Below are 21,257 nucleotides of genomic sequence, written 5' to 3' on the forward strand. Positions count from 1 at the left end.
CGTTTCCGGGTGGGATGGAACCAATCGAGCGATTCGAAAGGGGTCAGCCGAGCAGGTCTTCGACCTGGTCGATGACAAGGTTGGCACCGATCACGCCGATGCCCACCATCCAGGTGTCGTCCTCCACCTCGAAGGCCTTGTCGCCGGCGGGGCCGGGCTGGGCGCCCCACAGTCCGGTGATCCGCTCCTGCGTGGTCGCGGTCGGGTCTCCGCCGGGGCTCATGTAGAACACCACGTCGCCGTCGATCTGCTCGTAGAGCTCTGGGCTGAGCTCCATCATCGAGTACTCGTTCCAGTCGCGGTCGGCGCCCAGGTCGAACCCCATGTCGGTGAGCAGCGAGCCCGAGAACGTGCCGGGCCCGTACAGGCGGAAGTTGTCGGCACGGAAGCGGACGATCGATGCGGTGGTGCCGTCGGCTTCGACCGCCGAGCCGACCTCGGACGCACGGTCCTCGACGCCCTTGATGAGCTCGTCCATCTTGTCGCTCTGGTCCACGGCGGCGGCGGTCAGCACGGCCTGCTCGGTCCAGTTGGTGCCGGTGTCCTCCGAGAAGACGGTGGGCGCGATGGCCGACAGCTCCTCGTAGAGTGCCTCGTGCCGCACCTTCGAGCCGATGATCAGGTCGGGGGCGAGGTTCGCGATCGCGTCGACGTCGGGCTCGGCGATGAAGCCGATCGATTCGGTGCCGTCGAGATCATCGGCGAGGTAGGCCGGGAAACCGCGTCCGGCCCCGATCTCCGGTGCGCCGACCGGAGTGATGCCCAGGGCGACCAGCGCGTCCATCTGCGGGGAGTCGAGCACGACGATCCGCTCGGGTACCGACTCGAACTCCGTCTCGCCCAACGCGTGCTCCACGGTATAGCTCGAGTCCGTGGCGGGAGCGGATTCCTCCGCTGCGGGGGTGCTCGAGCATCCTGTGGCGATCAGGGTGATCGCGGCCAGAGAGGCGACAGCGGTGGCGAGCGGACGGAAGCGCGTTCGATGAGGTCTGTTCACGTCTCACAACCCTAGTGATGTTTGGTTAGGCTATCCAAATATGAGTTCCGAACCGGTCGTCGTCACGCGTCGTCGTGCCCCGCTCGCGGCATCCCGCTTCCCCGTGTGGTTCGGCATCGCCCTGGTCGTGGCCGTGCTGGCGATCTCGCTGGCATTGAGCCTCGCCGTAGGTGCGCGGTTCGTGCCCCTCGGCGAGGTGGTGCTCTCGCTGTTCGGCACGGGGGACCAGAACGTCCTGAACATCGTCGGCGAGCTGCGCGTGACCCGCACCGTCAACGCGGTCATCTGCGGCGTCGCGCTGGGTGCTGCCGGTGTGCTGATGCAGGCGCTCACCCGCAACCCGATCGCGGACCCCGGGATGCTGGGGGTCAGCGCCGGCGCCTCGTTCGGCGTGGTCGCCGGCATGAGCGTGCTGGGCGCCCTCGGCGTCGGCGGCACGATCTGGCTCGCGCTCGCCGGAGCCGCTCTCGCTTCTGCGGTGATCTTCTGGTTCTCGGGCACCCGGTTCGCCTCCGGTTCGCCCGTGCGACTGATCCTCGCCGGCGTCGCGTTCTCGGCCATCCTGGCCGGGCTCTCGCAAGCGATCGTGCTGACGGATGAGACGGTGCTCGACGCGTTCCGCTTCTGGCGAGTCGGCTCCCTCACCGCCCGACCTGTGGAAGAAGCGCTGCCGCTGGTCGTCTTCATCATCGTCGGCGTGATCCTCGCTCTGCTGCTCGGGCCCGCACTGAACCTGATGGCACTCGGCGACGACAGCGCGATCGCCCTCGGGGTGAAGCCCGGTGTCGTGCGCGCGCTCGTGCTCCTCGCCGTCACGCTGCTGTGCGGCACGGCGACCGCGATCGCCGGTCCCATCGCGTTCGTCGGTCTCGTCATCCCGCATCTGCTCCGTCGCCTCGTCGGACCCGACCTCCGCATCGTGCTGCCGCTGTCGCTGCTCGCGGCCCCGGCGATGCTGCTTCTGGCCGACACCCTCGGCCGCGTGATCGGCGGAGGCGGCGAGGTGCAGGTCGGCATCGTCACGGCTCTGATCGGCGGCCCGCTGCTCATCGCCTTCGTGGTCGGCAGGCGGACGGCGGGGATCTCATGAGCCTGCGCACCGTCGCGCTGACGTCCGACGACCGTGTCCTCCGCGGAGAGCGCTGGTCCTTCCGGTTCAGCCATCGCACGGCCCTCGTGTGCGGCATCCTCGCCGGCGTCCTGCTGGTGCTGCTGGTCGCCGCGCTCATGATCGGCGAGTACATCATCACCCCGGCCGCACTGATCGAGACGCTCCTCGGTCGCCCGCCGGAGCGACTCGACGAGTTCTTCGTCCTCGGGCGCCGCCTGCCGCGAAGCCTCGTCGCGATCGTCGTCGGCGCGAGCCTGGCCGTCGCCGGGGCCGTGTTCCAGAGCCTGACCCGCAACCCGCTCGCCAGCCCCGACGTGATCGGCATCAGCAGCGGTGCCTCGGTCGGCGCGGTGGTCGTGATGCTCGTGCTGGGCGGATCCCTGGCGCAGGCGGCCCTCGGAGCGGTCATCGGTTCCCTCGTGATCGCGGGCGTGATCGTCGCGTTCACCGCGCGTTCCGGGCTCCACGGCGTGCAGTTGATCCTCACCGGTGTCGCGCTGTCGGCCACCGCCATGGCCGTGGTCGACTACGTGCTGACGCAGGTGTTCGTCGCGAGCGCGACCACGGCGCAGACCTGGCTGATCGGCTCGCTGCAGGGCCGGGGATGGGGCGATCTGTTCCCGGCGTCGATCGCGTTGCTTCTGATCATCCCGCTCCTCGTCCTGGCGGCACCGGCTGCGCGGATGATGGCACTCGGCGACAGCGTCTCGACCGCGCTGGGCGTGCGTACCGTGCGTGCACGATGGATCCTGCTCGCCGCCGCCACTCTGCTCGTGGCGATCGCCGTCGCCACGGCCGGGCCGATCTCGTTCGTCGCGCTGATCGCCCCGCACATCGCCCGGCGCCTGACGGGTGCGACGAGCTTCCTCGCCTCGGGGCTCGTGGGGGCGCTGCTGCTGCTCACCAGCGACCTGCTCGCGCAGAACATCTTCCCGGCGCCGATCCCGGTCGGCGTCGTCACCATCACCGTCGGCGGCGCATTCTTCCTGTGGCTGCTCTGGAGAGAGGGGGCTCGGCGTGGCTGAGCACACCATCCACCGCGTCCGTCCCCCACAGCGGCCTCGCCGCACCGGAGCTCGCGTCTTCGCCGCTCGCGTCACCGCCGTGCGCGATCTCACCCCGCACATGCGGCGGCTCACCATCTCCGCGACGGAGTTCGCCGACTACGCGCCCGCGGGACCGGACGAGTACCTCGGTCTGCTGCTGCCCCGCGACGAGAGCGCTCCGCTCGTGCTGCCCGCCAACGATGGGACGGAGAACATCCGTGCGGCTGTCGCGGCCATCCCCGACGAGGAGCGGCCGGATCTGCGCTGGTACACGTTGCGCGACCACCGCCCCGAGGCTCGCGAGATCGACATCGACTTCGTCGTGCACGGCGACGAGGGCCCGGGAACCCGATTCGCCGGACGGGCGTGCGTCGGGTCGGCCCTCGGCATCCGCGAGTGCACGGCCCTGTACGCCCCGCTGCCCGAGACCCGCGCGCGAGTGATCATCGGCGACGAGTCGTCACTGCCCGCGATCGCCCGCATCCTCGAGGCGACGGATTGCGCGGAGACGCACGTCTTCATCGAGATCGCGGATGCCGCGGAGAAACAGGATCTCGCGAGCGCCGTCACCTGGGTCGAGCGCCGGGGTGAGCTGCCTGGTGCGCGACTGCAGGAGGCGGTGCGGGCTGCTGCGCTGCCCGAGGTGATCGACTATGCATGGGTGTGCGGAGAGCGACTCGCGGTGCAGGAGCTGCGCCGTCATCTGGTCGACCGTGGCGTCTCCAAGGACCGGATCACGTTCTCGGGCTACTGGCGGCTGGGTGAGGCACGGGGCTGAGGTCGACGGCCCCGGCCGATCTGTCAGTCCTTTTCCGCGTCGTCGTCCTGGGGTTCCCGGTTCTCGGTCGCGGTGGCTTCCGGCACGGGAGGGGCGACGGGGAAAAGGACCGAGCTCAGGTCACCGCTGGTCTCTGCGCCGAGTCCGATCGACAGCGGATCGACGACGGGTGCCGTGTCGAGGACTTCCGATTCGGAGCGCTCGAGCGGTTCCGAGGGCAGCACCCACTGGTTCTCTTCTTCTTCAGGCTTCTGCTGGAACAGTCCCATGGGGTCCATTGTGACCCCGTGCGGCCGAGACGGGGCCGCATTCACACGCGATTGATCGGATGCCGCCGCGCGCCCGGGGGTGTCAGGTGGAGGCCGCGCGGCGGAAGGTGAAGTACCCCGAGACGCCACCGTGATTGACGACACCCGTGCCGGTGCTCATCAGCCGATCTGAGGTGGTGGCGCCGGAATCGACGAAGGCATATCCCGTGTGCTCGAGCCGCCACCCCAGCCTCTCGACCTCGCCTAGGAAGTAGCCGACGCTCTCGTTCTGGAGGTAGTCGTTCTCCGCGGAACCCCAGGATGACGGGGCCCCGGTGAGGCGACTGACCTCGACGTGCAGGTGCAGCAGGGGGTCGCCCCTGGTGTACGCATCTCGTGCTGCTCCGAGCAGCCGTTCTGCTTCTTCCGTCGTCAGCATGATCCCCCTTCACGAGACCGCCGGTCGACGGCTCACCTGAGAGCGTACGTCGGATGGGGTGTCAGGTGGAGGCCGCGCGCACGGCGTCGACGAGCGTGCGCCAGGGGCCGTCGAGCGCGGAGTCCGGCAGCTCGCGTTCGCGTCGCTCGGACGGCGTGCGCGCTCGGATGCTCCACATGAACCGATCGGCACCGACGCCGCCGTCCGGTTCCTGGTCCCACGGGCAGCGGTCGATCAGATCGATCCATTCCACAGCGTCGTCGGGTTCCGCTTCCACCCGCCACTGACGGCGGATGCCGGCGATGCCGCCGGTGCGCACCACCGCGATGACGACCTGCGCGTCAGTCGGTGGAGGGGACTCGCTCATCCTCATAGACTCCCACGGTCGTCCATGCCCGTCGAGCGGCTGCGGCGGTGGCGGCATCGAGGGTCGTGGCCGCGGCGATGGTGGCGTCGGCGAACTGTGTGAAGGTCGCGGTGCTCGAGAGGCCTCCGGTGAGGGCGCGATACCAGACGGTTCCCGCGCGCTCCCAGGCGTTGCCGCCGAGGTCGGTGGCGAAGAGGGCGAACGCGCGGTTGGGGATGCCGGAGTTGATGTGCACCCCGCCGTTGTCTTCGGTGGTGCGGACGAAGCCGCTCATGTGGTCGGGCTGCGGATCGCGGCCGAGTTCGTCGTCGTCGTAGGCAGTGCCCGGTGCGATCATCGAGCGCAACGCCGCGCCCTCCACGGCGTCGGTGAAGATCTCGGCGCCGATGAGCCAGGTGGCCTGGCCGGCGGTCTGGCCGAGGGAGTACTGCTCGGTCAGGGCGCCGAACACATCAGCGATCGACTCGTTCAGGGCGCCGGGCTGCCCCTGGTACTCGAGGTTGGCGGTGTGCTGCACCACGCCGTGGGCGAGCTCGTGGCCGATGACGGTGAGCGAGGCGGTGAAGTGCTGGAACACCTCGCCGTCTCCGTCGCCGAACACCATGCGCTCGCCGTCCCAGAACGCGTTGTCATAATCGACGCCGTAGTGCACGGTCGCGTCGAGCGGGGCGCCCGCGTCATCGAGGGAGTTGCGACCGAACGCCGCCAGGAGCATCTCGAAGGTGGCCCCGAGCCCGTCGTAGGCCTCGTTCACCGCGGTGTCTTCGACGGGGGCATCGTCTTCGCCGCGCACCACCGCGCCGGGCAACTGCTGAGTGTTGCCCGCGTCGCTGATGGTGCGGTTGGGGGCGTCGGAAAGCTGCGCGACGAGATCGCCGTTCTCGTCGATCGACAGGTCGATGCGGGCGCGGAACGGCGGACGCCCGGCGGTCAGGGTCTGTCGCGCGGCAGCTGCGGCCTTCGGGAAGCGGCCAGACTCGGCCAGACGCGCGAGCAGATAGGAGGGGACCACTCCATGACGTTCTCCGGATGCTGTGCTGCTCATGGTGCGACCCTACGCCGGGGTGCCGACATTTTGTGTCAGTGGGAACACCAGTTGCGATACTGGGGCATCCGCGCGCCGCTACTGCGCCTTTGGAAACAGGTGGCTTCTGCGCCGATCGGTTGACAGAGTTTCGCACCAAAGGTAGCGTGCAGGGAATCGGAAGGGAGGTGCGAAATGACGCTCAAGATTACCGCTAAGCCGGTCCGTAAGCTGCGCCCCTTCAAGCCTTGAGGCAGAAGTGGCATGCACTTTAAATAGTGGGGGGCGTGGCGTCTTCGAATCTTCGTCCACCGTCGCGCCCCCTCAAAGGCGCGACAAGTACACGAAGAGGGCGTTATGGAAGTCATCTCCCAGTTGCGAGCTGCAGTTCCCCAGAGCATCGACGAGATGCGGGCAGCGCGCGAGGAGGACGAAATCTCAGCGATTCGCCAAAGCATCATCCGGTATGCAAGGTCGGCTCGCGGAGAAGCGAATGTATTGTTGCGTGAGCGGCTTGAATACGCACTGACGCACGCACCGTATTACCAAGCCGGCGAGATGAAGCTCGATGCCGACGCGATCTTGAGCTCGGTGCCGCCGCTGAGGAAGACAGAACTTCAGAACCGATTTGCGGAGTTGATCTGTCGTGGCTCAGACGGGGAAGTTTTCGGAGATGACCTGTACGTCGCGAGCACATCGGGGAGCACTGGTGTCCCCACGACCGTCATCCGGGACACGGAATCCGCATTCTGGGACACGGTCGCCCATCAGCGCATAGCCGATGAATACCGGGTCTCCGATGATGATGATGTTTGGGATTTCGGGCTGCGTGATCCTGAAGATCCCATTCTCTCGGTGGAACCTCTATTGCCGGGGCGTTTGCGATGGAAATTCAGGCGATTCGACTCCGGTCAGTCCTTCAACGACGAGATCATTTCCGGTGCGGTTGAGCTTTCGTCCCCGGGCCTGATCATCGGCGCTCCGTCTCGGCTGATCGACGTTGCTGCATTTCTCGAGCGAAACAAGATCACAGTCCGGCCGAAGGTGGTGATCACCACCTTCGAGCAGATCAGCTCGTCTCAACAGGAGTATCTCTCGAAAACGTTCGGCGCGCCGGTGCGACGGATGTACGGAACCGCCGAGACGGGGATGGCGGGTTGGGACTGTGAGGAGGGAAACCTGCACTTCGACACGGACTGCGTCTGGCCCGAGACCGAACCCTCATCGGCACAGGAGGATGCGTATCGCATCCTCCTTACTCCCTTGAGGAACGCGGCGATGGCACTGCTCCGGTATGAGACGGGTGACCTGACCAACTCGGCTTTGTCCGCGGCGTGCCCGTGCGGGGCCGGGACGCCGATGGTCACCAGCCTGATCGGGCGTGAGTCTGCCGTGTTGTACGACCCGGAGGGGCGATCCTACAGTCCGTTCAGCGTGCTCGAGGTGGTGGGGCGTCTGCAGGCGAGAACAGCATTCCAGCTTCAGCAGCGCGACAGGAGTCACGTAGAGGTGCATCTCGCAGGGCCCGTGAACGACCCTGAGACGCTCGCGACGCGAATCGTCGACGAGCTGAGCGCCACTCCTCAGAACACGCTGAGATTCGTCGTATTCGAAAGCTCGGAGCTCAAACAGGCCGCGACAGGCAAGATCAACCCCGTGCTCCAGCTCATCTAGTTTTCCGTCGCGCGCCACGCTGTCTCCTGCGCCGCACACATGGACGACAGCCTCGATCGGCGTCCCACCCATACACCTGCCGAGGATGGTGCAATGCCCTATATCTTTCCCGATCGGAAATGCTCGAATTGTGAACGATTCGACGGGGCGCTCGCCTACGCGCCGATCGTCCAGAGTGAACTAATGGTTGCCTTCATAAATGAGCGCCAACGATCTCGAGGGGCCCTTGTCGTGGCGCCGCGGCGACATATTCTCACGCTGGAAGAGATGACCAATGCTGAGCGCAAGGAGATGGCCCGGGTCGTCGCCCAAGTGGCCGCAGGTGTCCGCGATTCGCTCAAGCCAGATGGCGTGCACCATTTCTGCAATGCAGGCGAGCCGGCGGGCCAGTCTGAACCCCATCTCCATGTTCAGATCGTTCCTCGGTATGCCGATGCCGAGTACGGGTTCGGGCCGAGCGACGATATTCCGTTGACGAGCCTTTCTGAGCAGATGAGAATCGCACACGCGATCGCCGTAGCGTTGAATCCATTGCCCGAGGGGGAACAATGAGCATTGCCGCCGATGAGTTTCAGATCGCGGGACGATCGTACGGTATCGACGAGCACGGAGTGCTCTGTCAGGTGGACCCACAATCGTTTCAGTATTCTGAGGAGTACGTATCTCGGTACGACAACCCCGAATACCGCGAGAACGAGAAGAAGCTGAGCGCTATCAGACTCGAATTCTGCAAGGCTTCGCTTGGTCGGGACATAGTCTCGCTGTACGATCTCGGATACGGAAATGGCGCCTTCCTGCGGCATGCCCGCGGCGAAGTCTCCTTGTTGTACGGATATGATGCGGCCGAACTCGAGGTTCCGGGAGTCACGCAGTCGGTAGACACAACGATGAACGTCGATGTGCTGACGATGTGGGATGTGCTCGAGCACATCTCAGACCTGTCCTTTCTCGACGGTATCGGAGCGGAGATGATCGCTGTCACCGTTCCGTATTGCCATTGGCGTACAGAAGGGATCGGGTGGGTCGAGAGTGAGTACATCCATCTGAAGCCTGACGAGCACGTGCGTCATTTCGACCCGGACTCTCTCGCCGAGACGATGAGATCCCATGGATGGCGAAATATTGCCCTTTGCAATAGCGAGGATGTGGTGCGCACTTCGAGACATCTCTTGGCCAACACCTTCACCAGTGCATACGTAAGGGGCTGAGCGAGTGGAAGCAATCATGCGGACAACAGGGAAGGAAGTCCATGCCTGATCAGACGGATGAACGTGCCGATGCGCGACAAGACTGTCCGCTCTGCGCTGAGTTCGAGTCGACCCCACACGTCCTGGCGCGGACCCCGCATGCAGTGGCGTTCATCCCCCCTTGGTCGAGGGGCGTGCCGAGCGTGGCAGTCGTTCCTCGCGTGCACGCGCAGTCCTTCGAGAAGATGGGCTTCGATGAGTTCGAGTCCACGTTCGAAGCGGCCGTGGAGATCATGCCATCGCTGCGCAAGGCATTCGACCCCGAGGGAATGAACTTCTGGTGGGACGAGGGCGCCGCCGCAGGGCAGGTGCTTCCTCATACCTTCATCGAGCTCGCCTGTCGTTTTCAAGACTCTGACTACAGGTACCGGCCTCTCGATGAGCTTCCCCTCCGACCGGACGGCGAGCGTGAGGCGATTCACAAGCGGGTCCTCGACGAGATGGGGCGCGATGGTGTTTGAAACACGCGAACCACCGCACATCGTCGTCTTCGGCGATCTGATCGTCGACTACTGGCTCGCAGATGAGGCGAGCCGCGCAGGCGAGATCGAGAGCAGACCGCGGAGATATTCCCATGTGGATCTGGGCGGAGCCGCGAACACGGCGGCGAACGCTGCTGCTCTCGGCGCGCGAGTGACCTACGTCGGGTGTGTGCCCGACAGTGCTCTATCGGTCATCCCCGAGATGGAGAAGGCCGGCGTGACATTCTGCCGAATTTCGGGGTGTCTGGCGGACACAGCAGGTGCGCGATTCCGACTGCGAGTGGATGGTGGTCTTCGCCGGAGAAAGGGACGCGATGCGAAGCACAACCACAAGTCCGTCGCTGACGACGTACGTGTAGCGATGGCGTTGCTCAGCGCCGACGCTGTGATCGTATCGGACTACGGTCAGGAGGATACGGCCGCGCTCGTGCAGCTTCTGTCCAACATGCGACGGTCGGTTCCCACCCTCGTCGTCGACACGGCCTCGCCTCATACGTGGGCCGGCGTTGGCGTCGATGTCCTCAAGATGAATCATCGCGAGTATGCACATGCGCTCAGCACGTCATCGCTTTCGGCGGCGCACGATGGTTCGGGCGAAGCAGACGATGGCATAGGCGAGGAGGCAGCATCGCTTGCATCGCTGCTGAACTGCGCACTCCTGGCTGTCTCGAGTGACGTGCACGGCGTCTACCTCTTCGACAGTGAGAGACAGGTCGGTAGAACGCACCCCGGGACGATCTCCGAGGAAGACGCAACAGTCGGTGCCGGGGATCTGTTCGTTGCGGCCATCACGCTGCATCTTGCGTGCGGAATCGGACCGGTCACTGCAGCTTCCCTTGCCCAGGCGGCTGTCGATTTCTCGCTCGGTCCGCGACGGACGGTGCGCTTCGGGCGCTCGAATCTGTACTCGGACGACCAGTTCGCGCGGGTCAAACCCAGGTCTGTTTTCACCAATGGGTGCTTCGACCTCATACACGGCGGTCACCTGTCCCTGCTGTCGTACGCGCGCAAGATCGCAGACTTCGTCGTCGTCGGGCTCAACTCGGATGAGAGCATCAGGGAGCTCAAAGGGCCTTCCCGCCCGGTGCTTCCCTTCGAGTGGCGAAAGGAAACACTGGAGGGGTTGGGCCTGGTAGATCGGGTTATCGAGTTGGACGGCATATCTCCCGTCCCTTTGGTCGAGAAGTTCCGACCGAACATCTACCTCAAGGGCGGGGACTACTCGCGTGTGAGCCTGCCATTCTTCGACGAGATCTCCCCGCTGGTCGACTCGATCGAGTTCACGCCGCTGGTGTCCGGCCGCTCATCATCGCTCATCGCCGATCGAGTGCTCACACGTCCGGGGAACTAGATGGACTTCACATACATCTCCATCGATGTCGAGACCGATGGACCTTCAGTGGTCGAGAATTCTCTTCTCAGCCTGGGGGCGGTTGTGGCCGGCCGCCAGAGTTCGGGTGAATACAGCTCCGGTGTCGAGCTCGAACAAGGAATACAGGTCGACTTCGCGCCCGTGACAGAACACTGGGACCCTGCGGCGCTGGAAGCCACAGGAATCGATCGGAGATGGCACGAAGCCGAAGGCGTGGATCCCGAAGCGGGCATGAAGGTCGTTGAGGCCTGGATCGAGAGAGTTTCCGAGGACACTGTGCCCGTGATGGTTGGTTACGCGGTGGCCTTCGATTGGATGTTCGTCACCGCGTATATGCATAGGTACCGCGGGGGGTCCCCGTTTCATCACTCGCGGTACCTGGACATCAAGTCCGTGTTCGTGGGCGGCGCCCCCGTCGAGTACGGGAACGCGACGCGAGCAGTGATCCAGGACATGTGTCTGCGAGAGAAACCAACCAACAGCCACGTGGCACTGGAAGATGCGATTGAACAGGCCCACCTGTTCAACGGGGTGATGGCAACCGTGACGAATCAGAACGTGACAAAACAGGAGGAGTTTCCACGATGAGTTCTAACCAGAAAACAGCTTGGGAGAATCCGGATCGATACCTCGAAGTGCTCGATTCGCCGCTGCACCGATTGATCGTCACGGTTCAGGATTCCCTCACCTATGGGACATCGAACTATTGGCGGTCACGGGGGGTGAAGGCGGCTCATCTGCCCATCACCACGGGCGCGATCTCAAGCCCGATGGGGCGGGGGAGCGACTCGAGCCCGGTTCATATCGAGCTGTTCGGAGTCCCCACGTACCTGGCGGACTCCATGCAGTTCGGTCTCGAGTACGCGCTCCGTCTTGCGGAGAAGGGGGCGTACTACGTGATGCCATCGTTCCGCGGGGAGGATGCGGATTCCACTCATCTCTGCCAGTTCTACCACTCGGAGGTAGAGATTCCCGGCAGCCTCGATGACGTCGTTCAAGAGGCGGAGCACTATCTGAAAGCGATCACTCGGCAGGTGCTGGAAGACGCTGGGCCTGAGATCGAAGCCTACTGCGGTACGATCTCGCATCTGGAGCATCTCGTCACGCAGGATCGCTTTCCCCGAGTCACGTTCGATGAGGCAGCCCGATTGCTTGACGATTCCAAGATCATTCAGCATGACGGGTGGCGCGACCTCACGCGAAGTGGCGAGCACGACCTCATTCGGCTGCACGGAGGCCCTGTCTGGCTGACACATTGGGACTCGCTTTCGGTGCCGTTCTACCAAGCCACCACGCAAATGCAGGAAGTAGCGCTGAATGCTGACCTGCTGTTCGGCCTGGGTGAAGTCCTCGGGTGTGGTGAAAGGCATCAAGGCGCGTCGACGCTCCGGGAATCGATGAGACGTCACGAGGTCGATGAGGGCCCCTACGAGTGGTATGTGAGGATGAAAGAGGAAGCGCCGCTTCAAACCTCCGGCTTCGGAATGGGCACAGAGAGATTCATCGCATGGGTTCTGCAGATGGAAGACGTCCGCGATGTGCAACTCATGCCACGAGCCAACGGTCGACAGCTCGTCCCGTGATAAGTCCTTCCGACGTCGATTTCTCTCCGCTTCCTGCTCCGGTGGCGACACTGTTCACCGACGTGCTGATCGCCTTCGAGAGCGCAGGAATCGGTTGGACGCTGAGCGGCAGCGCGTGCACCGGGGAGTTCGACCGCTGGTCTGACCTCGACCTGAAGGTGTCGATTTCCACGGGGGAGGCGACGGAAGTCGTCCGAGCGGCGGTGACGTCTGCCGGCGGTCAGGTGTTGTCGCAGTACTCGGGCGTCGCCGTGCATCGCCCTCAGCTCGAGGTGATGTACGTGCTGACGCATGCGCACATCGCCAAGATCGATGTCGACGGTGTCGCCGCGATGCTTCCCCGCGGGGATGCCGATTGGCCGCTCGTGTGGGCGCCCCCGTGGATCTATCAGATCTCGATCCGCATCGCCCGCGGAGAGTATCTCGCGGCGGCAAGGGCGATTGACCAGTACCGAGAGGACGCTCTCATCCCTCTGATGGAGCGGCGTCTGCACCGAGGGTTGACCGGGCATCGCCGCCTTGAGGAGCGGCTTTCCGAAGCCGATCTCGCGCGCATCATTGGCACGTACGCGACGAGACCGAGCAGAGTCGAGTTGACAGCCGCATGGTCGAATCTCTGCGATCTCGTCCGTGAAGAACTCACTCGTGGCGGCTATGCCGCGACGCGCGCTCTCTTTGAGCGATTCGTGCTCGCCGCCTCATCCCAACTGAGCTGAACACTGAATTGTCTGTATCGAACGAGTGGCGCCGCGACCTGAGGGGCGGCACTGTCGAGCTGTGCTGGATGGACCGAGGGGTGCACTACTCGGTCCCGACTGAAGCGGCGTCCCATCGCGAGGGACCGGCCGTTTCGGTCTGCGTCAACGGCGGCCATGACGGCGCTCGTTGCACCCGCAACAACGGGTTCGAGCCGAGAGCAGCGGCCCGTTCTCGGGGCGTTCGCGAAGAGATTGACGCATGGGAGAAGACCCCGGACGGCGACTTTCTCCTCGCCGTCAACGAGCGCGGTCTCTCCGGCGTTCGCATATGGAATCGCCATGGGCGCCTCGAGTGGAGGACGACCATGCCTGGCGTGATCAGGGAGATCGTGTGGCTGGGCCGTCCCGATCATTTCGCGGCCATCCTGGACCACCCCGGCAGCCCCTGCGACATCGTCGTCGCGGATCGGAGTGGTGTTGTTCGCAGCGTGGTTCCTGACTCCGGTTTGGACGTCTCACTCTTCGGCTTTCAGCGGATCGAATGGAGATCGTTCGACGGCGTCCCGATCGACTGCTGGCGGCGAACCTCGCGCCGCCCGAAAGGAGCGGTCATCGCCTTCCACGGGGGGCCCGCGCTCCAGGCACGCCCCCGGCAGTCCTCGACGTTCGATGCGCTCGTTGCGGCCGGATTCGAGGTGTTCGACGTGAACGTCCGCGGCAGCGCAGGGCGAGGAGAACACTATCGCGGGCTTGACGACGGACCCCTCCGGGTGGACGCGGTGCACGACGCCCTCTATGCGACCGATCTGATCGCGGAGCTGACGGAGGGCGTCCGTCTCTGCGTTCTCGGCGTCTCCTATGGGGCGCTCTTAGCCGCGAATGTCGTGGCTTCGAGAGATTTCGTCCAGAGCGGTGTCGGAATCAGCGGTCTGTACGACCTTGAGGACTACATGTCCACGACAGGCGGTTCCCGCATCGAGTCGATAGAGGAGTACGGGGTTTCGTCCGATTGCTGGAAAGCGGTGACCCCCAAGTTAGATTCCCCTCGCGCAGGACGGATGTTGATCGTTCACGGCGGTGTCGACGAGAACGTGCCGATCGAACATGCCAGAAGAGTGGCTTCGACCTGGGGCTGCGGTGTCGACTTTCTGACCTTCGACCGCGAAGGACACGGCGTCCACTCGGCTGAGAACAAAGCCCTCCTCGATGGGGCGGTTGCGTCCTGGGTATCGCATAGATTGAACGACGGTGTGCATCGTGAGTAGCCGAGGGCCGGCTATGACTCTGCTGCGCAGCCGAGCCTTCCGCTGGTACTTCATCGGGCGGACTACATCGACTTTCGGGTCGTCTTTCGGGATACTCGCCCTCACCTTCGGTGTGCTTCACTTCGGGGGCGGTGCGATCGATCTGGGATTGGTTCTTGCGGCACCCGCATTGCCTGCCGTCGTCTTCATCCTGCTCGGCGGCGTACTGGCGGACCGCTTCGAGCGGAGAACGATCGTCGTTCTCGCTGACCTGATGATGGCTCTGACCCAGGCCTTGACGTGTCTGATGTTCGCTGTCGGGTGGTACAACGTCTGGGCGCTCGTCGTGATCCAGCTGATCAGGGGAACTGCCAGCGCGTTCTTTCTTCCCGCAGCCACCGGAATACTGCCGACGATCGTGCCCAAAGAGCATCTGCGCGAAGCGAATGCGCTACTTGAGGTCGCGCAGAACGTGGTCAGCGTCGTCGCTCCAGGGGTGGCAGGTGTAGTCGTCGCGATCTACGGGCCAGCGGTGGCACTGGGAGTGGACGCGGGCACGTTCTTCATCAGCGCCTGCTTCGTCGCACTGGTCCCCGCTGCTGTACGGAAGGCCGGCGACACGCAGACGAAGTCGAAGAATCGCGGCATATGGATTGATCTTCGAGTCGGTTGGAGGGAGTTCGCGTCTCGGCCCTGGGTCTGGCAGATGGTCGTTTCGTTCTCCATCTATCAGGCGACCCTGCTCCCCGCTATCGCGCTCCTCGGACCAGTGGTCTTCGAGGACAACGGCTACGGTGTGGCCGGCTGGGCAGCCGTTCTCGCGGCCAGAGCGATCGGCTCGGTCGTCGGAGGTCTCGTCGCCTTCAAGGTCCGCGTGTCGCGACCACTCCTCCTGTGCGTGATGCTGGTACTGCTCGACGCTCCCTTCCTCCTCGCGATCGCCAGTTCCTTGCCTGTCGGCTGGGTCTCAGCCGCTGGGTTGCTGTCCGCTGCGGGGGTGGCAGTTGCGGGAACACTGTGGGTGACGACGCTGCAGAGCCGGATACCCCCGGACGCGATCTCGCGAGTCAGTTCATACGACTGGCTCGGCTCGCTGTCGCTGAACCCAGTGGGAAACGTGGTGATCGGAGTCGTCGCGGCGGCTTTCGGAGCCCCGATCGTGATCTACGTGGTGGTCTTTATCCTGGTCGCCATGCAGTTGCTATTGACTATGAGCGCTTCTATACGTGCTCGACAGGATGACGTCTAGCGGCGTGGGAGGAAGCGTTCCCTCGCGCGGGAGCGAGGATTGTGCTCTTGAGCGCGAGGCAGCTCCCCTCCCTTCCTCGTCCGGTGATCAGTGCTGCTCGATGCTCAGCACTGTCGTGCGCAGTCCGTCGGATTCGAACTGCACCGGCATGCCGGGGTGGTCGACAGAGAACCAGAAGACACCGTCGACGGTGTCGTACCTGCGGCAGGTGAGCGCGCCGAGGGGAGTCGTCAGGCTCACCGTCGACACACTCGTGGTCTCGGGATCGAACGCGGAGTGGCCCTGGAGTTCGAGCCAGGTCACCCGGTTCGAGACGACCGCCTTCGGGTCCTCGACCGACCAGCGGTCGAGCGTCGCACCCTCGTCGTCCACGTCGTGATAGCGGTTGACGTGCTCGCCGAGCGGGCCGTCCGGACCTTCCAGGAGCAGGTGGATCGTCGTGCCGTTTCCGATGGCGTCGCGGATCTCCGCGGCGGTGAACGGTGTCGGAAGGAGTGCGGGGTCGATCAGGTGCGGATCAGGATCGGTCATGGAGCCAGTCTGCGTCATGCCCCGCTCGTTCGTCACGGGATGGTCTCGATGGCCCGGTCCCCACCACGATTCCTTGACAGGATTGCGTTCTGTATACAGAATACCAGTACGCCCGAAGGGTGTTCCCGACCTGATCTTCCAATGATGAAAGAGGTAGCGAGATGGCACGTGCGAACGTGACGCGGTTTCTGGCACTGGGGGCCGCCGGCGCTCTGGCACTCGGACTCGCCGCGTGCAGCGGTGGAGGTGGAGGAGGCGGTGGAGGCGTCGACGCCGACGGCAACGCCACCGTCGTCTGGTCGACCTGGGGCACGGCCGACGAGCTCACCCGCTATGAGGAGTTCAACAAGGACTTCATGGAGCGCCACCCCGACATCAAGGTCAAGCTGCAGCCCGTGGCGGACTACGGCGACTACCACTCCAAGCTGCTCGCTCAGCTCACCAGCAACACCGCCCCCGACGTGTTCTACGTGGGCGACGACAAGATCGGCCAGTTCGTCGACTCGAACCGGCTCATGCCGCTCAGCGACCTGATGGACTCGAAGGAGAGCAAGACGAAGAAGGACGACTTCTTCCCCGGGCTCTTCGGCGCTGCCGAGAACGACGGCGAGGTGTACGCCGCCCCGAACGACTCGAACCCCGACGTGTTCTGGTACGACAAGCAGGCGCTCGCCGCCGCCGGCATCACCGAAGACCCGGCGACCCTGGCCGAGAACGGCGAGTGGACGACCGACAAGTTCCTCGAGATGAACAAGAAGCTCCACGACGCGGGCCTGACCGGGACCATGTACTGGAACTACTGGGCGACGCACTGGAGCTGGCTGTCTTCACAGGGCCTCGACGCCCCGTACGACGACTCCGGTGCGTTCGTCGCGAACAAGGATGCCGACACCGTCGAGTCCGTGCAGCAGCTCGGCGACCTGTTCGAAGACGGCACCTTCGTCGTGGCGGACACCCTGCCGGACGGGGCCGGGGCCGACAGCGTGTTCGTCACGCACAAGGCCGGCTTCTTCGTGCAGGGCCGCTACACGATCGGCACGGTGAGCGCGACGGGCGAGCAGGACAGCTACGACATCGTGCAGTGGCCGACTCCCGACGGCGAAGCCGCTCCGACCGGAGTCGCGACCAGCTTCCTCGCCATCAACGGCAAGACCAAGGTGAAGGACGCCGCGTTCACGTTCTGGACCGAGTTCCTCTCGGCGGAGGGGCAGACCTTCCGTCTGCAGGGCGGCGGCAATGCCGTCCCGTCGATCAAGGGCGCCGATGATGTGGTGCTCGAGGGCGACTACCCCGCGCATGCGCAGACCTTCCTCGACATGCGTGACATCGGATTCGAGGACTACCCCGCCGAGGCGCGCGTGCCTGGCCTGCCGACCGCGATCGCGGACGAGTTCCTGAAGCTCTACCAGGGCAAGACCGACGCGCAGGCCACCCTCGACACGATCGCCGACGTGGTCAAGGACCGGTCGGAGAAGTAGGCGTGAGCACTGTCACCGAGAACGGGCGGATGCCGCAGGTCACCCCTGCGGCATCCGCCCCGCCCCTGCGCAAGGAGGCGCTCTGGCGCCGCCGTGATCGGCGGTGGGGGTACGTCTTCGTCGGCCCGCAGCTGATCGGCATGGGCCTGTTCGTCGTCCTGCCGTTCGCCGCCAGCCTGGTGCTGGCGTTCGCCGATTGGGACGGTCTGTCCGACCTCACGTGGGTGGGGTTCGCGAACTTCGCCGACCAGCTGACCGACCCGCTGCTGTGGCGAGCGATCGTCAACACGCTCATCATCGCGATCGTCACGGTCCCCATCGGTCTCGGCCTCTCGGTGATCGTCGCGGTCGCGCTCGAGAAGCTCAAGACGCGCACGCTCTACCTGATCCTGTTCTTCGCGCCCGTGGTGACCTCGACGGTTGCCGTGGCGATGATCTGGCAGCAGATGTTCCGCTCCGACGGCCTGCTCTCCACGACGATCTCGAAGGTCTTCGGGGTCACCCCGCCCGACTGGCTGCAGGATCCGAAGCTTGCCCTCCTCGCCGTCTGCATCGTCACGATCTGGTCGTCGATGGGCCTGAACGTGGTGATCTTCCTCGCCGGGCTGCAGAACATCTCGCCCTCGGTGATCGAGGCCGCGCGCATCGACGGCGCCGGTCCCTGGCGGTTGTTCACCAGCATCCGTCTGCCGCTGCTCTCGCCGATCGTGTTCTTCTCGTCGGTCGTCGCGTTCATCTCCTCCCTGCAGACATTCGACACGGTCTACGTGCTCGTGCAGGACGCGGGCCCCGACAACGCGACCCGCACGATCGTCTACCACATCTTCGATCTGGGCTTCGGGCGGTTCGAGTTCGGTCCGTCCAGTGCCGCGAGCATCATCCTGCTCGTGCTGACCCTCGTCATCACCGCGGTGCAGTTCGGCGCGCAGAAGAAGTTCGTCCACTACGAGGATGACCCCGCATGAGCATCCAGACGCCTCCCCTCACCGGCCCCGCTCCGGCGACCGACTCCACCGTCGCGATCACCGCGCCCGGCTACCGTTCGCGTGGCCGTGGTGGCCCTGCCGTCGATCGCGCGCGCCGCCGGCTCGGTTCGACCGCGTTGCACGTCGTTCTCATCATCGCCGGGATCGCGATGGTGTTCCCGTTCATCTGGATGCTGCTGACCTCGTTCAAGACGCTGCCGCAGCTGCTGAAGAACCCCCTGCAGTTCCTGCCAGACCCCTGGACCTTCGACAACTACACCGAGGCGTGGAACGCGGTGCCGTTCGGGCAGGCCTACCTGAACAGCGCCTACATCGCGATCCTCGTGGTGGTGGGCACCCTGCTCACGGCCTCGATGGCCGGCTACGCGTTCGCGCGCATCCGATTCCGCGGCAGCAAGGTGCTCTTCATCGTCTTCCTGGCGACGCAGATGATCCCGAAGCAGGTGACGCTGATCCCGTTCTACCTGCTGATGTCGAACCTCGGCTGGGTCGACTCGCATCTCGCGCTGATCGTGCCGGGGATCATGGCGAACCCGTTCGCGGTGTTCCTGATGCGTCAGTTCGTGCTGGCGCTGCCGCGCGAGCTCGAAGAGGCGGCCATCGTCGACGGCGCCGGCCGCTGGCGCATCTTCTGGAGCGTCGTGCTCCCGAACCTCAAGCCCGGTCTCGCAGCCCTCAGCATCATCGTGGCGCTCGATGTCTGGAACGCCTTCCTGTTCCCGCTGGTGCTGCTGAACTCGCCCGACCTGTTCACGGTTCCGCTGTTGCTGAACGCGTTCGAGAGCCAGCAGGGGTCGGTCAACTACGGACTCGTGATGGCGGCCTCCGCGATCGCCACCGTGCCGATGCTGATCGTGTTCGTGATCGGCCAGCGCAAGATCCTCAACAGCATGGCTGCGTCGGGACTCGGAGGACGATGATGACAGATGCTGCAGCGCTCGCCGGTCGTCACCTCGACCTCGTCATCGCGCCCTTCACGCTGCCGCGTTCGCGGGTGCTCGTGTTCCGCGCGGAGCACGGGGAGGGCGTGCGCGTGCACACCTCGGAGTACGAGAGGCGGCTGTCGGAGTGCCGTGTGCTGGACGCGCTGGGTGTGGTGGATGCCGCGGGAGCGGTGCTTCCGGTGACCGACGTGCATCCGGCGCGGGTGACGTTCGGCGATGCGGCGGCGACGCTGACGTTCGCCGATCCGTCGACCCTGAGCCTCGGGGGAGAACCCGGGCTGCGGGTGCGGTTGCGGCGACCGGACGGGCGTGTGGATGAGCATCCGCTCGGTGACGGACTTCGACTCCGCATCGATGCCGATCGTGCCGTCGTCGTCGAGCCCGGCGACCATGCTGCCGCGCTCGCCGCGACGGAGGAGGTCTGGGCCGACTGGTTCGCGAAGTGCCCGACCGTGCGCGACGACCTGCAGGAGATGACCGCGTTCTGCTGGTGGGTGCTCGGGGCGAACGTCGTCGAGCTGCCCTCTCTCGGCGACGCCAGGGCGATCGTCCCGTCGAAGATCGGCTATGTCGGCCTGTGGCAGTGGGATGCGTACTTCATCGCCGTCGGGTTGCGACACGGCGACCCGGAGCTCGCGCGCGAACAGCTCGACCTCGCCTTCCGGTTCGCCCAGTCCGACGGGCAGCTGCCCGACGTGGTGCACGAGCTCGGGGTGCTGGCCACCAGCGATGATCTGCCCGAGAGCGACCGCGCCAACCTGCGTCGCGCCGGCTCGCAGATCGCCGATCCGAGTGCCCCGGTGCCGCTGACGAAGCCGCCGCTCGCCGCCTGGGCGCTGCGCAAGGTGCTCGAGGCCGAGGACGCCCCCGACTACGCGAGGACGCAGCTGGCGCGCATCGTCCGCTCGCAGGACTGGTGGTTCGCGGGAAGCGACCTCGACCACGACGGGATGCCCGAGTACGGTCACCCGTACTCCTCCGGCCTCGACGACAGCCCGATCTTCGACGGTCCGTTGCCGACCGCGGCCCCCGACCTCGGGGCGTACCTCGTGCGCCAAGATCGGGAACTCGCGTCGCTGCTGGAGAGGTACGAGCCGGATGCCGACGTGTCGCGGTACCGGGAGCGGGCTGTCGCCACGCAGGAGCTGCTGCTGCGCATGTGGGATCCCGAGCGTGCTCGCTTCCTCGCGTTCGGCGGAGGGGAGCCGCAGCTCAGCGACACCGTCGTCGGCCTGATGCCGCTGCTCACGGGCACGCTGCCGACGTCGATCGCCGAGGTGTTGCGCGCAGCCGTCGACGACCCCGAACGCTTCCGCCTGCCCTGGGGTCTGCCCACGGTCGCGGCCTCGGACCCGGACTTCTCGGACGAGCGCATGTGGCGTGGCCCGGTGTGGGTCAACACGAGCACGCTCATCGCGGAAGGGCTCGAGGCGTCGGGCTACGCCGAGCGGGCGCGGGAGCTGCGGGAGCAGACCGTTGCGCTGGTGATCCACGGCGGTGGTCCGCACGAGTACTTCAACCCGCACACAGGTCGGAAGGCCCGCACGGCGACGACCGCGTTCGGCTGGTCGGCTGCGCTCTTCATCGACCTCGCCGTGCAGCTCAGCTGACGCCTCCGCCCCCATCGGGAGCTGTCCCCCTTCCAGAGGCGAGGCATCGCGAACATCCGTGCAGGGAGATAGGACGACTGTCGCTGGCAAGACGGCGAGTAGGCGTTGGTGAAACGGCGAAGGAATAAGGGCAGAACGGCGAGATTAGG

At 65.2% G+C, this 21,257-nt stretch carries 23 protein-coding genes; 17 read left to right on the top strand and 6 right to left on the bottom strand.

What is annotated here, in order from left to right:
- Positions 1–43: 43 nt before the first annotated feature.
- Positions 44–997 carry an iron-siderophore ABC transporter substrate-binding protein gene (locus tag FFS56_RS05780; protein WP_127011625.1) on the bottom strand — a complete coding sequence of 318 codons (954 nt, stop codon included), beginning with the start codon at positions 995–997 and terminating at the stop codon, positions 44–46.
- A 40-nt stretch (positions 998–1,037) separates the two neighbouring features.
- Here FFS56_RS05780 and FFS56_RS05785 point away from each other — a divergent pair, with 40 nt between their 5' ends.
- Genes FFS56_RS05785 through FFS56_RS05795 form a run of 3 tightly spaced genes read left to right on the top strand, consistent with a single transcriptional unit; the run spans position 1,038 to position 3,932 of the window.
- Complete coding sequence (locus FFS56_RS05785; protein ID WP_052748627.1) at positions 1,038–2,087, top strand: iron ABC transporter permease; 1,050 nt, start codon at positions 1,038–1,040, stop codon at positions 2,085–2,087.
- The gene (locus tag FFS56_RS05790; protein WP_127011626.1) at positions 2,084–3,133 is read left to right on the top strand and encodes an iron chelate uptake ABC transporter family permease subunit; all 1,050 of its coding nucleotides are present in this window, start codon (positions 2,084–2,086) and stop codon (positions 3,131–3,133) included. The genes FFS56_RS05785 and FFS56_RS05790 overlap by 4 nt, the downstream gene beginning before the upstream one ends.
- Positions 3,126–3,932 carry a siderophore-interacting protein gene (locus FFS56_RS05795; protein WP_127011627.1) on the top strand — a complete coding sequence of 269 codons (807 nt, stop codon included), beginning with the start codon at positions 3,126–3,128 and terminating at the stop codon, positions 3,930–3,932. Before FFS56_RS05790 ends, FFS56_RS05795 begins: the two co-directional genes overlap by 8 nt.
- A 23-nt stretch (positions 3,933–3,955) precedes the next feature.
- Here FFS56_RS05795 and FFS56_RS05800 read toward each other — a convergent pair whose 3' ends face one another.
- From FFS56_RS05800 to FFS56_RS05815, 4 genes are all read right to left on the bottom strand, one after another.
- Positions 3,956–4,201 (bottom strand): hypothetical protein, encoded by a 246-nt coding sequence (locus tag FFS56_RS05800; protein WP_127011628.1) that lies wholly within the window; start codon positions 4,199–4,201, stop codon positions 3,956–3,958.
- Positions 4,202–4,283: 82 nt separating this feature from the next.
- Positions 4,284–4,619: a hypothetical protein gene (locus FFS56_RS05805; RefSeq protein WP_046746932.1), complete on the bottom strand. Its 336-nt coding sequence runs from the start codon at positions 4,617–4,619 to the stop codon at positions 4,284–4,286.
- A 61-nt stretch (positions 4,620–4,680) separates the two neighbouring features.
- Positions 4,681–4,986, bottom strand: a complete 306-nt coding sequence (locus FFS56_RS05810; protein ID WP_046746931.1) for a protealysin inhibitor emfourin — start codon at positions 4,984–4,986, stop codon at positions 4,681–4,683.
- The gene (locus FFS56_RS05815; protein WP_046746930.1) at positions 4,961–6,031 is read right to left on the bottom strand and encodes a M4 family metallopeptidase; all 1,071 of its coding nucleotides are present in this window, start codon (positions 6,029–6,031) and stop codon (positions 4,961–4,963) included. The genes FFS56_RS05810 and FFS56_RS05815 overlap by 26 nt, the downstream gene beginning before the upstream one ends.
- A gap of 336 nt (positions 6,032–6,367) precedes the next feature.
- Between FFS56_RS05815 and FFS56_RS05820 the strand changes: the two genes are divergently transcribed.
- The 10 genes from FFS56_RS05820 to FFS56_RS05865 all read left to right on the top strand — a co-directional run bounded on the left by FFS56_RS05820 (position 6,368) and on the right by FFS56_RS05865 (position 15,559).
- Positions 6,368–7,684, top strand: coding sequence for a hypothetical protein (locus FFS56_RS05820; RefSeq protein WP_127011629.1), 1,317 nt, complete (start codon positions 6,368–6,370; stop codon positions 7,682–7,684).
- Between the two features lie 39 nt (positions 7,685–7,723).
- The gene (locus tag FFS56_RS05825) at positions 7,724–8,236 is read left to right on the top strand and encodes an HIT family protein (protein ID WP_082108556.1); all 513 of its coding nucleotides are present in this window, start codon (positions 7,724–7,726) and stop codon (positions 8,234–8,236) included.
- Positions 8,233–8,892, top strand: a complete 660-nt coding sequence (locus FFS56_RS05830; RefSeq protein ID WP_046746927.1) for a methyltransferase domain-containing protein — start codon at positions 8,233–8,235, stop codon at positions 8,890–8,892. Before FFS56_RS05825 ends, FFS56_RS05830 begins: the two co-directional genes overlap by 4 nt.
- 41 nt (positions 8,893–8,933) lie before the next feature.
- Entirely contained in the window at positions 8,934–9,392 is a 459-nt protein-coding gene (locus tag FFS56_RS05835; RefSeq protein WP_046746926.1) for an HIT domain-containing protein, read from the top strand.
- Positions 9,310–10,764: a PfkB family carbohydrate kinase gene (locus FFS56_RS05840; RefSeq protein WP_127011631.1), complete on the top strand. Its 1,455-nt coding sequence runs from the start codon at positions 9,310–9,312 to the stop codon at positions 10,762–10,764. The genes FFS56_RS05835 and FFS56_RS05840 overlap by 83 nt, the downstream gene beginning before the upstream one ends.
- Positions 10,765–11,373: a 3'-5' exoribonuclease gene (locus FFS56_RS05845; RefSeq protein ID WP_052748625.1), complete on the top strand. Its 609-nt coding sequence runs from the start codon at positions 10,765–10,767 to the stop codon at positions 11,371–11,373.
- Positions 11,370–12,368: an asparagine synthetase A gene (locus FFS56_RS05850; RefSeq protein ID WP_046746924.1), complete on the top strand. Its 999-nt coding sequence runs from the start codon at positions 11,370–11,372 to the stop codon at positions 12,366–12,368. The genes FFS56_RS05845 and FFS56_RS05850 overlap by 4 nt, the downstream gene beginning before the upstream one ends.
- Positions 12,369–12,409: 41 nt before the next feature.
- Positions 12,410–13,084: a hypothetical protein gene (locus FFS56_RS05855; RefSeq protein WP_046746923.1), complete on the top strand. Its 675-nt coding sequence runs from the start codon at positions 12,410–12,412 to the stop codon at positions 13,082–13,084.
- 347 nt (positions 13,085–13,431) lie between these two features.
- Positions 13,432–14,331: a prolyl oligopeptidase family serine peptidase gene (locus FFS56_RS05860; RefSeq protein WP_171011069.1), complete on the top strand. Its 900-nt coding sequence runs from the start codon at positions 13,432–13,434 to the stop codon at positions 14,329–14,331.
- A gap of 13 nt (positions 14,332–14,344) precedes the next feature.
- Positions 14,345–15,559 (top strand): MFS transporter, encoded by a 1,215-nt coding sequence (locus FFS56_RS05865; RefSeq protein WP_046746921.1) that lies wholly within the window; start codon positions 14,345–14,347, stop codon positions 15,557–15,559.
- A gap of 87 nt (positions 15,560–15,646) precedes the next feature.
- On the opposite strand, the gene FFS56_RS05870 is transcribed toward FFS56_RS05865, so the two are convergent.
- Positions 15,647–16,090 (bottom strand): hypothetical protein, encoded by a 444-nt coding sequence (locus FFS56_RS05870; RefSeq protein ID WP_233437370.1) that lies wholly within the window; start codon positions 16,088–16,090, stop codon positions 15,647–15,649.
- A gap of 161 nt (positions 16,091–16,251) precedes the next feature.
- Here FFS56_RS05870 and FFS56_RS05875 point away from each other — a divergent pair, with 161 nt between their 5' ends.
- Genes FFS56_RS05875 through FFS56_RS05890 form a run of 4 tightly spaced genes read left to right on the top strand, consistent with a single transcriptional unit; the run spans position 16,252 to position 21,108 of the window.
- Positions 16,252–17,568, top strand: a complete 1,317-nt coding sequence (locus FFS56_RS05875) for a sugar ABC transporter substrate-binding protein (protein ID WP_052748624.1) — start codon at positions 16,252–16,254, stop codon at positions 17,566–17,568.
- A 2-nt stretch (positions 17,569–17,570) separates the two neighbouring features.
- On the top strand, positions 17,571–18,533 hold the full coding sequence (locus FFS56_RS05880; protein WP_127011633.1) for a sugar ABC transporter permease: 963 nt from the start codon (positions 17,571–17,573) through the stop codon (positions 18,531–18,533).
- Entirely contained in the window at positions 18,530–19,474 is a 945-nt protein-coding gene (locus tag FFS56_RS05885) for a carbohydrate ABC transporter permease (RefSeq protein ID WP_082108554.1), read from the top strand. Before FFS56_RS05880 ends, FFS56_RS05885 begins: the two co-directional genes overlap by 4 nt.
- The gene (locus FFS56_RS05890) at positions 19,471–21,108 is read left to right on the top strand and encodes a glycogen debranching protein (RefSeq protein ID WP_127011634.1); all 1,638 of its coding nucleotides are present in this window, start codon (positions 19,471–19,473) and stop codon (positions 21,106–21,108) included. The genes FFS56_RS05885 and FFS56_RS05890 overlap by 4 nt, the downstream gene beginning before the upstream one ends.
- Positions 21,109–21,257: the final 149 nt, after the last annotated feature.

It is taken from the genome of Microbacterium sp. Beta, assembly GCF_005502545.1.
GTDB lineage: Bacteria > Actinomycetota > Actinomycetes > Actinomycetales > Microbacteriaceae > Microbacterium > Microbacterium oxydans.

What these genes read in the sequence shown, in the direction of transcription:
- FFS56_RS05840 (WP_127011631.1), top strand. Translation starts at nt 9,310, where the DNA reads ATGAGCTTCCCCTCCGACCGGACGGCGAGCGTGAGGCGATTCACAAGC.
- FFS56_RS05870 (WP_233437370.1), bottom strand. Translation starts at nt 16,090, where the DNA reads ATGACCGATCCTGATCCGCACCTGATCGACCCCGCACTCCTTCCGACA.
- FFS56_RS05790 (WP_127011626.1), top strand. Translation starts at nt 2,084, where the DNA reads ATGAGCCTGCGCACCGTCGCGCTGACGTCCGACGACCGTGTCCTCCGC.
- FFS56_RS05825 (WP_082108556.1), top strand. Translation starts at nt 7,724, where the DNA reads ATGGACGACAGCCTCGATCGGCGTCCCACCCATACACCTGCCGAGGAT.
- FFS56_RS05885 (WP_082108554.1), top strand. Translation starts at nt 18,530, where the DNA reads ATGAGCATCCAGACGCCTCCCCTCACCGGCCCCGCTCCGGCGACCGAC.
- FFS56_RS05805 (WP_046746932.1), bottom strand. Translation starts at nt 4,619, where the DNA reads ATGCTGACGACGGAAGAAGCAGAACGGCTGCTCGGAGCAGCACGAGAT.
- FFS56_RS05815 (WP_046746930.1), bottom strand. Translation starts at nt 6,031, where the DNA reads ATGAGCAGCACAGCATCCGGAGAACGTCATGGAGTGGTCCCCTCCTAT.
- FFS56_RS05850 (WP_046746924.1), top strand. Translation starts at nt 11,370, where the DNA reads ATGAGTTCTAACCAGAAAACAGCTTGGGAGAATCCGGATCGATACCTC.
- FFS56_RS05890 (WP_127011634.1), top strand. Translation starts at nt 19,471, where the DNA reads ATGATGACAGATGCTGCAGCGCTCGCCGGTCGTCACCTCGACCTCGTC.
- FFS56_RS05820 (WP_127011629.1), top strand. Translation starts at nt 6,368, where the DNA reads ATGGAAGTCATCTCCCAGTTGCGAGCTGCAGTTCCCCAGAGCATCGAC.
- FFS56_RS05860 (WP_171011069.1), top strand. Translation starts at nt 13,432, where the DNA reads ATGCCTGGCGTGATCAGGGAGATCGTGTGGCTGGGCCGTCCCGATCAT.
- FFS56_RS05830 (WP_046746927.1), top strand. Translation starts at nt 8,233, where the DNA reads ATGAGCATTGCCGCCGATGAGTTTCAGATCGCGGGACGATCGTACGGT.
- FFS56_RS05810 (WP_046746931.1), bottom strand. Translation starts at nt 4,986, where the DNA reads ATGAGCGAGTCCCCTCCACCGACTGACGCGCAGGTCGTCATCGCGGTG.
- FFS56_RS05785 (WP_052748627.1), top strand. Translation starts at nt 1,038, where the DNA reads ATGAGTTCCGAACCGGTCGTCGTCACGCGTCGTCGTGCCCCGCTCGCG.
- FFS56_RS05865 (WP_046746921.1), top strand. Translation starts at nt 14,345, where the DNA reads ATGACTCTGCTGCGCAGCCGAGCCTTCCGCTGGTACTTCATCGGGCGG.
- FFS56_RS05845 (WP_052748625.1), top strand. Translation starts at nt 10,765, where the DNA reads ATGGACTTCACATACATCTCCATCGATGTCGAGACCGATGGACCTTCA.
- FFS56_RS05875 (WP_052748624.1), top strand. Translation starts at nt 16,252, where the DNA reads ATGGCACGTGCGAACGTGACGCGGTTTCTGGCACTGGGGGCCGCCGGC.
- FFS56_RS05835 (WP_046746926.1), top strand. Translation starts at nt 8,934, where the DNA reads ATGCCTGATCAGACGGATGAACGTGCCGATGCGCGACAAGACTGTCCG.
- FFS56_RS05800 (WP_127011628.1), bottom strand. Translation starts at nt 4,201, where the DNA reads ATGGGACTGTTCCAGCAGAAGCCTGAAGAAGAAGAGAACCAGTGGGTG.